This window comes from Winogradskyella eckloniae (genome assembly GCF_013249045.1).
Classification (GTDB): domain Bacteria; phylum Bacteroidota; class Bacteroidia; order Flavobacteriales; family Flavobacteriaceae; genus Winogradskyella; species Winogradskyella eckloniae.
Genome location: NZ_JABRWP010000009.1, coordinates 134,270 through 147,497, shown reverse-complemented (window position 1 = coordinate 147,497; position 13,228 = coordinate 134,270). Strand labels below are relative to the sequence as shown.

9 protein-coding genes are annotated in these 13,228 nt (G+C 33.9%); all 9 read right to left on the bottom strand.

Going from position 1 to position 13,228, the window contains the following annotated elements:
• Window positions 1–1,672: SdrD B-like domain-containing protein (locus tag HNV08_RS14360; protein ID WP_173282049.1), on the bottom strand; the 1,672-nt coding region annotated here is incomplete at its 3' end.
• 530 nt (window positions 1,673–2,202) lie between these two features.
• Window positions 2,203–2,526: a hypothetical protein gene (locus HNV08_RS14355; protein WP_173282048.1), complete on the bottom strand. Its 324-nt coding sequence runs from the start codon at window positions 2,524–2,526 to the stop codon at window positions 2,203–2,205.
• A gap of 15 nt (window positions 2,527–2,541) precedes the next feature.
• Complete coding sequence (locus HNV08_RS14350) at window positions 2,542–3,045, bottom strand: hypothetical protein (RefSeq protein ID WP_173282047.1); 504 nt, start codon at window positions 3,043–3,045, stop codon at window positions 2,542–2,544.
• A 44-nt stretch (window positions 3,046–3,089) separates the two neighbouring features.
• Window positions 3,090–4,052 carry a YheT family hydrolase gene (locus HNV08_RS14345; protein WP_173282046.1) on the bottom strand — a complete coding sequence of 321 codons (963 nt, stop codon included), beginning with the start codon at window positions 4,050–4,052 and terminating at the stop codon, window positions 3,090–3,092.
• A 93-nt stretch (window positions 4,053–4,145) separates the two neighbouring features.
• Window positions 4,146–5,885 carry a CocE/NonD family hydrolase gene (locus HNV08_RS14340; RefSeq protein WP_241697235.1) on the bottom strand — a complete coding sequence of 580 codons (1,740 nt, stop codon included), beginning with the start codon at window positions 5,883–5,885 and terminating at the stop codon, window positions 4,146–4,148.
• A gap of 203 nt (window positions 5,886–6,088) precedes the next feature.
• Entirely contained in the window at window positions 6,089–8,539 is a 2,451-nt protein-coding gene (locus tag HNV08_RS14335; protein WP_173282044.1) for a T9SS type A sorting domain-containing protein, read from the bottom strand.
• Between the two features lie 54 nt (window positions 8,540–8,593).
• Entirely contained in the window at window positions 8,594–10,216 is a 1,623-nt protein-coding gene (gene ade, locus HNV08_RS14330; protein WP_173282043.1) for an adenine deaminase, read from the bottom strand.
• Between the two features lie 81 nt (window positions 10,217–10,297).
• Window positions 10,298–11,611 (bottom strand): tRNA lysidine(34) synthetase TilS, encoded by a 1,314-nt coding sequence (gene tilS, locus HNV08_RS14325; RefSeq protein ID WP_173282042.1) that lies wholly within the window; start codon window positions 11,609–11,611, stop codon window positions 10,298–10,300.
• Window positions 11,612–11,680: 69 nt separating this feature from the next.
• Window positions 11,681–12,976: an anthranilate synthase component I family protein gene (locus HNV08_RS14320; protein WP_173282041.1), complete on the bottom strand. Its 1,296-nt coding sequence runs from the start codon at window positions 12,974–12,976 to the stop codon at window positions 11,681–11,683.
• Window positions 12,977–13,228 lie beyond the last annotated feature (252 nt).

The window sequence follows — 13,228 nt, the reverse complement described above, 5'->3', positions numbered from 1 at the left end:
CTGTAAATGAATAGTTACCGTTAGCATCTGTAGTTGTTGTTGCTAATTGGTTGTTGTTACAATCTAATAAGTTTACTGTAACACCTGCAACACCTTCTTCTCCTGGATCTTGAATACCATCTTCGTCTTCATCCAAGAATACTGTATCTCCTAATGATGCAGGAGCTGACTCATATGAAATACAAATAGACGATGGCACAACTGAATTAGAAGAACCATAAACAGACCCTTCACCTAAGGTTGGGTCTTCAATATGAACAATTATTATTTCATCAGTACCATTTGGCAAGAAAATATTAGACTCTAATGAACCAACCCATTCCGCTGAAATGACATTGTCTGGCACATCTTGTGTATAAGAAGATTCAAATACCACATTTCCATTCTTCTTAAAAACAACTTTCCATTTTTCAAACCTTTGATCTGAACTCGCTCGAGTTCCATAACCATCCCAAGACACAACTTCATCTAACGATACTGTTACTGCATCATTAAACTCACTTGGATAAGGACCTGGAATCGTAAACTTTGTGTCACCACCATCCTTTAATCTTAAATCAGCTACTGGAATTAAATTTGGACCTTCTAAATTAGTAACATCTATATTATTTTCCCATAAGAAAGAACCGTTATCACATGTAGGGCTACTAGGCACTACAATCTCTGGCGCTTCATAAGATATACAAATAGATGAAGGTGCTACTGAGTTAGAAACTCCGTCTATTGAACCTTCTCCTAATTGCGAATCCTCATAATGCACAATAATAATTTCATCTGTACCATTCGGTAAAAACACATCTGTTTCTAATGGACCAACCCATTCTGCCGATCTCACATTATCTGCAACATCTTGCGTATATGAAGACTCAAAAACAACACTACCGTTCTTTTTGAATACAACTTTCCATTTTTCATTACCTTGAGATATATTTACTCGATTTGTGTATCCATCCCATGAGACAACCTCGTCTAAAGACACAGTTACTGCACTATTAAATTCTGCAGGATATGGTCCAGGAATCGTAAACTGAGTATCTCCTCCATCTTTTAACCTAACATCAGCTTCTGGAATTCCAGAATTACCAGTTAAATTATTAACGTCAATATTATTTTCCCATAAAAAAGCACCAGACGAACAATTTGGGCTACTAGGCGGAACTATAGCTGAAGAGCCTCCTACAATATCGAAAGAATATACATCCGTATCACATAATTGCCCAGAAGCACCATCTTCTTTATACGCTTTTACTGTTACCGTATAAGAACCGACACCTGCATTCCAATTTGTACCACCTGCCGGAAACGTAAACAAACTAACGTTTTCGATGATTGAAGTGTTACCTAATGTAAATTTTACACTACCTACAGTTCCTGCGGTGTGCGCTACTAGATAATAATTACTAGGAAGTGAATTAATATTTATCTGAGCATTGTTTGGAATAGGTCCATAAGCTGACGCATCCGTTGCTTGATCATAAATATAAATTCCAGTTACCGAACCACACGACGTGGCCATTAAATCGAATGAATCTTTAGAGGCGATATCGCTAGATATTTCCACTCCATTTTCATCATAATTACCTTCAGTTCCCGCCCAGACAGACAGCATTGAAGCAAAGAATAATAAAAGTGCAAATCTAATCCTAGACTGCCTTAGGTACTTTTGTTTCATACTAAATAAGTGTTCGTTAATAATATTAATTTGTAGAAAGTTAAATAACTTTATTTAAATAAATAGTTTAAATAGAGTTCATTGTAATACAACACTAATTTTTGCACTTTTAGGAGTTATGCATCAACTAATATTGGGATAAAATTAACAAGAGTTTTCACGTTAAGACTTTTAGCCTATAAAAATCCGACGAACCACTTTTTATTATCTATAACAAGATGAATATTTCAAAAAAATCAGATTAAAAGACGATTATAAACAGAAGCAATTATTGCTAAATCGAGAATTTTAGCCATAAAAAAAGTCAATATTTTGTCGATTCCTAATCGATATTACAAAAAATTGAGCATATTGAAAATCACAAAAGGAAGACGTAAATCTTATTCATTCCCTACCTTAAACACATAAAAAAAACTTCTAAATACAATATTTAAAAGTTTCTGTCTTTTTATTTACCAGGAAGTCACGACGTATTTACAATAGCATTCAAAGAATAATTAAGCTCATGCGCTAAATAAATACTCTCAGCGTTACACAACAACCGCAAGCACTGTATTTACAATAGTTTTTATAATCTTATTTTTTAAATGCCCTAAGCGCAATTTAGAAACTCCAGCTTGATATAGCGCATTTAAGACCAACACATCTTTTTGACTTTCTAACAACCATTTATAGTCGTCTCCCGTTAACTCACCTGCTTGCAACAACTTCGTCCAACGTTCAATTTTAACCTTTGACAGCGTTAAAAACGCCTCAACATCTGCTTTGGTTTCTTTTTTGAAATCACCATAATTTTCTCCCAAAACTACTAGTAATTCGTCTTTTAACAGCTTTAATAGTTCTTCTATGTCCATATTAGTTAATAGTTGTTAGTTGTTAGATAAAAAATTAAGAATATTAGCTTCATTGGTCTTATTCTTTTGACCTTCATATTTAATAATAAGATCAAGTGCTTCTGCAACTTGAATTTTCGCTTCGTCTATAAACACCTGAGACAATTGGTGCTTTTCCTTCCAACGCTTCAGAAATCCAGCTAATAAGTTTCGATCTTCATTTGCGATTGTTTTCCACATGGCATAACTAACTTCATTGTTTGGCTTGTTCTTTTCGTATTCAACCATTTTTTGAAGATCTAATTGTAGTGTTTCAACTTCTGCTTCATGTGTCATATAATCATTTACAGCCTCATTCATTACATTAAGGCCTTCTACCTTTAAAGAAATAGCTTGTTGATAAGCATATTGGTCAAAAACTGCAGTTTTCAAACTATTACACGACACCAATATTATCGACATAAAAGCAATTCCTAAAACAGAGTTTAGAGAAATAGATGTTAATGCTGTTTTATTCTGAAATGATTTGAGGAACTTCATACTTTTCGATTTATTTGATTTTAAAGTTATGAAAAGATTTTCACTCAAGGTAGCTTGTTCACAAACTCCAAAGCACGTCTTTCGTTATAATACACATTCGCTTTATCTATAAAACCAACATGACCTCCATATTTTGGCATTTCTAAAAACAAATTTGAATTGTGTTTTGCTTCCTTAATAGGAAAACATTCTGGCGACAAAAATGAATCGTTAAGCGCATTTATTATTAATGAAGGGACTTTAATATTTGGAAGAAATTGCAAGCAACTCGCCTTGTCATAGTAGTCTAAAGCACCATCAAAACCATGTGCTTTTGACGTATACACATCATCAAAATCTATTAAAGTTTTAATTGAATTAAAATCCTTATTTGTAATATTTTGAGGGAATTGCTCTAATTTTGGTTTCAGTTTCTCTTTTAAATGTGCCAGAAACCGAATGGCATAATGTTTATTTTTAAAACGCAACAATGCCTCACATGATCCTTTTAAAAAGCAAGGTGCAGAAACCGCTATAACAGCTTTTAATTCTTTTGGCACATCGTCTCTTTCACCCACATATTTTAAAGCCATATTTGCACCAAGACTAATGCCTTTTATATAAATTTCATCATAAATACCTTTGGATAAAACATGATGCATAACTGCTTCTAAATCTTCAGTTGCTCCAGAATGATAACTTCTAAACAAGCGATTTGGCTCACCGCTACAACCTCTAAAATTCACGCCAACTGCATCGATGTTATTTTCATTAAACAGCTTTGCTGTACCTTTTATATATGGTCGCTGCGCACTACCTTCTAAACCATGCAATAACACAATAACCTTATTAGATTTTTGTTTAGCATAGCTCCAATCTAAATCTAAAAAATCTGTATCTGGCAATGTAATGCGTTCCCTTGTTTGCTCAACACCTTCAACGCTTCGTGCTAAACCAGAGAATACAGTAGATATAAAACTCGTTTTTGCCCAAAATGGTGGTTTATAGGTTGGTTCTATTATTGGCATTCTATGTTGTTATCAGTATTTTAATCAAAGCTTCTCGACACTATTTTTTCGTTCCTCAAAAAATCATTAATAGTGACGTACTCAAGACATTAATTATTTAAGTATCGTAAACTCAATGGCTGAATCATTATAAACTTTATGCGTATGCTTTTGAAAATCGGATTCTTTCGCTTCAAAGATATTATCGACATACGTTTGTGGATTTGCGTCTATGTAAGGGAAAAATGTACTCTGAACTTGCACCTGAATTTTATGTCCTTTCTTAAAGGTATGAAACACATCTTGAAGCTTCAAATTTACTGCAGTTTTCGCATTAGGCACAAATGGTTCTGGCTTAGACATACTGTTTCTAAAACGTCCACGCAACACTTCACTCCTAACCATCATATGATAATTACTCAGTTTTAAATGATCTTGTACGTCTTCTGTATTTTCCATATCAGCCGGAAACACATCAACCACCTTAACTATCCAGTCAGCTGCTGTTCCTGTTGTGGACACCTTCAACTTTGCTAAAATATCACCAGCAAGGGTTACATCGTTTTCTAAAATTTCAGTTTCAAAGGTTAAAACATCTGGTCGTCTCGATGCAAAACGCTGATCGTCTGTCATGAATTTACGTGGTGTAAACCCAACTTTTATATCTTCCGTGTAAGGCACAGGCTTTTTAGGATCGCTAATAAAGACTGAAGTCGCCATCATACGATTAGCGCGTTGCGTTAAACGCTCATTTGGTTGCAAAAAATAACTTTCCTTAACTGTGTTTTCTGGTGGCCAAGACGCAAATGATTCCCATTGCTTTGTACCAGTATTAAACATGCTAGCTTCCGGCAAACCTGATTCACCATTAGCTTCACCTTTTAGAAAGTGATTAAAGAATTTTGTTTCAACATTTTTTTGAAAACGATCTGAGATACTATCTCCAAAGTGAATGTTTCCAATTACTTGTCGCTCTTTAGTTCTTGACCAATCACCATGACTCCAAGGCCCAAAAACAACGGTGTTATAGTTTTCGCTGTTGTTTTCAATACTTTTATAGGTATTAAATGGTCCATATAAATCTTCAGCGTCAAACAAGCCACCTACAATCATCGTTGCTGGTTTAATATCTTTTAAATGCTGAATAATGCCACGCGCTTTCCAAAAATCATCGTACGTGACATGGGTTTTTATTTGCTCCATAAACACATTGTCTTCTCCATAAAAATGATTCAACTTACTTAGTGGCATATGATCTAAAAAGAATTGATGTTGGTCTTCCGTGCCTATATCTGGAAAATTATACCATGGCTCTGTTGTTGGCTGATCTTTCATATAACCAAAAACAGAAGTTGCCCTCCAATAGCTTAACAAAAATGCACCATTATGAATAAAATCATCAAAAAAGAAATCTCCAATACAAGCTTGTGGCGAAACCGCTTTTAACGCAGGATGCGAGTCTAACAAAGAATACGTCGCATAAAATCCTGGATACGAAATACCATAAGTCCCAACATTACCATTATTATTCTCCACATTATTTACCAACCACTCAATGGTATCATATGTATCACTAGCTTCATCAAATTGCTTGCCTGTTTTATTAGGTATGTACGCTCGCATATTATCATACACACCTTCACTATTCCAACGTCCTCTCACATCTTGATAGACCATAATATTACCTTCTTCCATAAGGTATTTATTTGGACCAACTTTACTAGGAAATTCATTTTCACCGTAAGGTCGACAACTATAAGGTGTGCGCTTCATAAGTATAGGATACGTTTTTGACCTATCTTTTGGCGTATAAATTGTGGTATGCAATTTTACACCATCTCGCATAGCTATCATCACCTCTTGCTTCGTATAATGATCCTTTGGGCTGTAAACTTCCTTAGCAACATCATTATCCTCATTAGCAATATTATTTATTGTTTCTGAAGTTTTATCTGTAGTTTCTATTTTGGATTTACACCCTAAAAAGCATATACACAAAATAAGAATTGAAATTGTTTTTCTAATTAACATAGTAGTTGATTTTATAATGCCTTAGTTTAATGTTTTATGAATCTATAAGTCTGCACTTTATTATCTGAAGCTATTTCAGCAAAATACAATCCTGAATTATATTCGGAAACATCTAAAGAAACACTACCATCCAAAGACTTAAACGACTTTAAAACTCTTCCGTTTACATCTAAAATGGTTATATCGCTATTGTACTGAAGCCCTTCTACAAACACCTTAGACGATACAGGATTAGGGTATAATCTTACTAAAGACCTATTCTCATCTGCAACTGACAACGCATTACCAGTAAAGGCAATTCTATTAATTAAAGTGCCATCTCCTCCAATTGGAGTTAGAGAAAAATAATCTTTAGTACGACCAACATGTTGTAATTCAAAAACAATATCATCTCCTAAGTAGGCATCCAAATCAATACTTAATGTGGTAATAGGATCTTGATATCTTGTTATTGGATTGTAACTAGGTCCATATTGCACACCATTTATCAATATTCTAAACCATGAATTTGCTGGAGTAGAACTAAAATGATGCAATTGCCTAAACTCTATTTCTACATTACCATCAACTAAAGTTGCACCATCAATTTTAAATTTAAGCGCTGTTAAAAAATCTTTATTATCATTCCACGCTTGTGATTCTGTAGTTGTTTCTCCTCCAACCCATTCTGCATTAGAATCGCGTTGATGAAGCACCAATCTGTCGTACACAGAATAATTCACAAACTCTAACTTAGAAGATTCGCTATGCAATACCGAAATCACGTCAGTTTCTAATGACGAATCGTTATTAAAATAGGTATCATAACCTAATTCTAAGTATTCAGGATCTGTAGATGCATATATTTTTTTCCATGGCGACTGTGATACAGCACAACTATTTCTAACAAAAAGCTTGTACGATGTTGCAGCCGTTAAACCTGAAAACACATGAGTATTAGTCGCTGAAGACATATAATCTACACCAGGATTTTCTTCAAATTCTGCCGCTATGACTTCATAGTTACCCATAGCTGTTGCGTCCCATTGCAAGGCAATACTGTCTAATGTACTAAGCGCTGAAATGTTGACGATCTTCTCACAGTCATTTTCTAACAATTGAATATTGTCTAAATAGGTTTTTCTGGTGGTAGACTTACTAACGTTTTCCAGCTTAATAGTGATAAGTTCTCCAACATATTGAGACAAATCTATAGAGACTGTTTTAAAATCATTATCCTCAAAAGCAGCATTATAAATAAAATCCTCAGCAACACCAGTATATATATTATCATCTGCAAACGCTTTAATTTTTACACGTAAATACGCTTGCGAGGTTTGACTAATATCAAATCTTAGAATAGGATCAATGGCATTTTGTGTAAGATCAACATCTATAGATAAAGTTCTTATAAAATCCTGATTTTCTTCGAATGGATCACCATAATCATTCCAATTGAGATATTGCGGATAACCTGGTCCATTAAGCATCATACCATACGCACTAGCATGAGCAGCCTCAGCATTTATTTCTACACCATAATTAGGTACTGCATAATCCCGATTAAAATCAGATTCAAAATCTATTATATAAGGTAATGTCAAAGCTTCTGGTCGTGTTTTAAAATAAAAACTACGATAACCTGCTGTAACACCAAAAGCATCACAATCCGTTTTCACATTAACATAATAGTCTTGCGATGGTAATAAACCAGACACAGAAAACGTTAAATCGTTAGTTATAGTGTAACTTTCGGGAATATCCTCTCCTGCTTCCGTAATAACATATCTGTAATGATTTGCGTCAGGAATATCATTGAGCGTAAACTCCGCAGAGGTACTTGTTATATTATCCATACTAGATACCGAAACGGTCTGGCATGTTTGCAAATTACCATCGAAACGTGTTTTAGCATAAGAATTTTGCAACAACACAGAGGTTGATGTAGAACCATCATCAAACTCTTCGGTAATACTTACTCGACTTCGTGTTGGTGGATTATTAAAATTTTCAGTGCCTTGCCAACCCGATAAAGCACTTGACGAATAACCAGGATTCACATCCTCTACATCAATTACCAAATTATCGATACCATTATAATTAAAAGACGTATCAAAAATTAAAATAAACTCATAAGCATTGGCATAATAAGTAGAAATACCGATTTCAGTTAAATCCTCATCTGCAATAAATCCATCTCCAGCCACGAACTCATCCTTGGTGGTATGCCCTATTTTTAAAATTAAATTTGAATTTGGCGCAGGCGACGTTGTTGAATTAGAAAATGCTGTAAAAAACCGCAAACCCGTAATCTCTCCATTAAATTTAATTTGATCTGGATAATAAATGGTCTGAGTACGCGAAAACTTTGCTTGTGGCACATAAGGCTGATTTGTGTAGTCACCTGATCCTCCAACTGTGACGCTACTTGTAGATCTTAACTGCGCACTACCAATTGCTGTGCACAACAAAGCCACAGCGAATAGTATATTTTTCATGATTGATGATTTTGTTGCAATTTAATAATTTAATTAGCTTCTTAGTGTTAAAATTCAGGACACTTCTACAGGAGTAAATTCAAACTTCCCGCCATCAAACAGCCCTTTGTCACTTAGTTTTAAAGCAGGAATAACCAATAAAGCCATAAAAGATAAACTCATATAAGGCGCATGAAGTTTACTACCTAATTGCTTTGCCATTTTATCTAATTCGGAATAATGCTTACCTATAACTTCCGCATTTTGGTCGCTCATAATACCTGCTACTGGTAACGGAATTACTTTTTCGTCCGTATCTGAAATCGCACAAATACCACCTTCATTTTCAATTAAAAGATTAACCGCTTTGCAAATAGCTTCATCCGAAACACCAATAGCGATGACATTATGCGAATCGTGACCAACAGAACTCGCAATAGCACCTTCTTTTAGTCCGTAGTTTTTAATAAATGCAATTGCTGGCTTATCATTATTATAACGATTTACAACCGTCATTTTTAAGATGTCAGTATCTATATTAGACACTAAATTGCCGTCTTTTATTGTAGATTCAGCGATAATTTCGTTGGTAATTAATTCGCCATCTAAGCATTCTATCACTCTAATTTCTTTCGCCTTAGATTCTAGTTTAAAATCTGAAACTTCTTTTTTAGAGGTGTTGAAATTATTAAGATTTTCAAACGCCACATGTTCCACTTTTGAAACACCATTATCCGAAACCAATTCGCCATTAATATACGTTTGAAGCGTTTTAAAGTCTTTTAAATCTTCCACAATAATACAATCCGCATCGTCGCCAACATTTAGTAACCCAACATCTAAGTTGTAATGTTTTACAGGGTTTACACAAGCCGCTTGTAAAACTTTAAAAACATCATTACCTATAGCAACAGCTCTTGCGCAAATTTGATTGATGTGACCTAATAACAAATCATCTGGATGTTTATCGTCGCTACAAAACATCATGTTTTGATAATGATTATCTAGCAACCCGATTAAAGCTTCAAAATTTTTGGCAGCACTACCTTCTCTAATAATGACTTTCATGCCTTTTTGAAGTTTTTCTAAACCTTCATCAAATGAAAAACACTCGTGATCTGTTGAAATTCCCGCTGAAATATACTTTGCTAAATCGTCGCCTCGCAATCCAGGTGCATGACCATCAATTGGTTTATTATACTGTTTTGCCCATTCTAATTTCTTTAGCACTTCCGCATCATCATAAATAACGCCTGGATAATTCATCATTTCGGCCAAATATTTAATATCTGAATTTTCCATTAAGGCTTTAATATCGTCAGAATCTATAATAGCTCCTGCAGATTCAAAACTTGTTGCTGGCACACAAGAAGGTGCTCCAAAATTGAATTTAAAAGGCGTTTGTTTTCCGTTTTCAATCATAAACTCCACACCTTTTACACCAAGCACATTGGCTATTTCGTGTGGATCAGAAACGGTAGCAACAGTTCCGTGATTTACAGCAATTTTTGCAAATTCACTTGGCACCAACATTGAGCTTTCAATATGAATATGTGCATCTACAAAACCTGGTAAAATGAAATGATTCTCTTCACAATCTTTCTTTATGATAGCTGCAATTTTTCCATCTTTAATCGTGATTTCTCCTTTAAAGATATTACGATTCTCAATGTCTACGATGTTTCCTTTTAATTTCAAATTATATAATTTATTTCTATTATTTGAATAGACTAATTTTAAACCTATTATATTTTATTACAATTACTTAAATCAATAATATTAAACAGTAACTTTAAGTATTGCTTTTGTATTAGTTTTTACTTTAAACCGTTCGTCTGCACGTTTACCAACGACCCAAATTACTTTATTTTCTGAAGTTAACACCCAAGTATTTTCTTTTTCAACCAATGAACATTTTTCGTCTTTTAGGTATTTGCTAATCTTCTTTTTACCTGTCATTCCTATAGGTTGAAAAGTATCTCCTTCCTTCCAAAGTCTTAATTTTAATGGAAATTTTAATAGGTCTTTATCAACGTAAATGATGTGGTTTGATGTTTCAGAAATCGTATCAACTTCATTAAAACACATATTACCAAATAGTGTTTCTACTTCGTTATCGTTTTCTGAAACCAAAAGAGATGCTTCTCTTCGCTCAGAATCATTTAAATCAGTTAGAATTAAAAACTCACGATGCTTTATTAAACGATGCGAATTAGACTTTACCAACTTCCCAGATTGTGCATCTAATAAATCCACGACATCATTCCACTCTGTGAATCCATAATTTTTAAATAGCTCAAATAAATAAGCTTTAGGATTTTTAACGGCTTTAAATTCTGAAATCTTATAGGTAGTTCCTAAATCATCTTCCGAAATAATAGCTCGCTTTTTAAAATCCATTAATTGGTCTTCAACAATCAGTTGTGTATCGTTAAGATGGCTCAACGTATTTTGAAAACTATCCAGTAACTGCGGATTGATTTCTTTTAAAATCGGCACTACTTCGTGTCTTAACTTATTTCTAAGATATTTTCTAGACGCATTACTCGCATCTTCTCGCCAAGTAATTTGATTTACTTTTGCAAAGGCTTCAATTTGAATTCTAGAAAATGGCAACAATGGTCTAACCACATTTTCATTCACTATTGGGATTCCGGTTAAACCATTCAACCCTGTTCCTCTTGTAAAGTTGATGAGAAAGGTTTCTAGATTATCATCTGCATGATGCGCTGTGAGAATAAAATCGAAATTTAATTGTGCTGCCAATTCCTTAAACCAATCGTAACGCAACTCTCGTGCTGCCATTTGAATGGAACGCTTATGTTCTGTGACATAGGCTTCTGTATCAAAATTTTGAATAAAAACTTCAACATTTAAATCTTCAGCTAATTCCACAACAAAGGCTTCATCTTTGTCACTTTCCTCTGCTCTTAAATTAAAATTACAGTGTGCTAGTGAAAAATTCAGATTCAAGTTTTGGCATAAATGTGCTAAAACCACACTGTCTATTCCACCAGAAATAGCAATGAGTAGTTTAGCCTCCTTTAAAAAAGACAGGTTTTTATGTATATAAATTTCGAAGTTTTCTTGCACTTCTCAAAGGTATTGAATTAATTGATTTTCATAGAATCTCTAACACTCAAAAAGTTTTATAGCGATAAACTAGTTTTCCAAAACTTCGCGCATCGCTTTTGCCTTAACCAAACATTCTTCATATTCCTTAAGTGGGTCGCTTTTTGCTGTTATGGCTCCTCCAACTGAATATGAAATGTATTTTTTTGATTCGTTATAAAGAATACTTCTAATAATGACATTAAAATCGAAATCGCCATTTGGTGTAAAATAACCTACAGAACCTGAGTATAATCCGCGTTTGGTTTCTTCTAAGTTTTCAATAATTTGCATTGCTGACAATTTTGGAACACCTGTCATGCTTCCCATTGGAAACGTAGTTTTAATAATGTCTACAGGATTTGTATCTTCTTCTACTTGCGACTGAACCGTAGAAATCATTTGATGTACTTGCAAAAATGAATATACTTTGCACAGCTCCTTCACTTCTACACTGCCTTTAATGGCTGTATGCGACAAATCATTTCTAACCAAATCTACAATCATGATATTTTCGCTACGCTCTTTTAAATCTTTAGATAAATCGTCTGCGAGTTTTAAGTCTTCAGTTTCATTTGTAGAACGCTTTGCGGTGCCTTTTATAGGCTGTGATATAACTGTTGTACCTTCTTTTTTAATATAGCGTTCTGGTGAAGCAGAGATCATATACTTATCTTCAAACTTTAAATAACTAGCAAATGGTGGTTTTGAGATGTCATTTAGTTTCTTAAATGTTTCTATTGGATTTATTTCGCTGTTCTCAGCATAGAATTCTTGGCAGAAATTGGCTTCGTAAATATCGCCTCGTTGAATGTGCGCTAGCATTTTGTTGACTTTTTGGAAGTAGTCATCTTTATGAATTCTTAGTTTAATTTTTATTGGGTTCTGAGGTTTCTCACATTTGCTCGAAATACCACTAGATTCAATTAATTTTATATCATCTTCAATCTCATCATCAACCATTCTTAAATATTGAATTTCAACCTGATTATCTTTAAATAAAAACAGTTTTTTAGGTTGAAAGAAATACAAATCAGGAAACGCCAAACCATCAAAATTTTCAGATTTTAAGCGTTCTGTAGTATTTTTTAAATCGTAAGTGAGGTAACCAAAAATCCAATCTTTAGTTGAGGTTTGATACTCTTTTAAACGTTCAAAAGCATCAAAAAAATCTGTACGCAGCGTTGTAAACGCATCTACTGCCAAAACTGCGTCGTAATTACTGTATTGATCCGTATGGTTATTAGAATCTAACCACAAAATATCATCGAATTGTTGCGACCAAAGCAAGAGATTTTGCTTAAAGCTTTCTAAATTTTTAGGCTGATGAATTTGCGTTGTTCTCAATAGAAAAATAATTGCTGCAAGTTACTGAAATAATATGATTTCTGTAGCTGCCATTTTAGTGTTTGAGGCATGGAAAATATTTATTTATTCTGGTTTTACACCCCTAAAGTCTCCTCAAGGGGAGAATTGTTAAAAAAATATTTCATATTTCTTTAAGCGCAACAGTAAGACTGTCCCCTTGAGGGGACTTTAGGGGTGTTTTCAAAATTCATTTTTTTTTAATTTATCTACTAAAGCAAATAATTGTAATTG

Coding starts and splice junctions, on each gene's coding strand:
- HNV08_RS14345 (WP_173282046.1), bottom strand. CDS start 4,052: ATGCCAATAATAGAACCAACCTATAAACCACCATTTTGGGCAAAAACG.
- HNV08_RS14335 (WP_173282044.1), bottom strand. CDS start 8,539: ATGAAAAATATACTATTCGCTGTGGCTTTGTTGTGCACAGCAATTGGT.
- HNV08_RS14340 (WP_241697235.1), bottom strand. CDS start 5,885: ATGATAGCTATGCGAGATGGTGTAAAATTGCATACCACAATTTATACG.
- HNV08_RS14355 (WP_173282048.1), bottom strand. CDS start 2,526: ATGGACATAGAAGAACTATTAAAGCTGTTAAAAGACGAATTACTAGTA.
- HNV08_RS14350 (WP_173282047.1), bottom strand. CDS start 3,045: ATGAAGTTCCTCAAATCATTTCAGAATAAAACAGCATTAACATCTATT.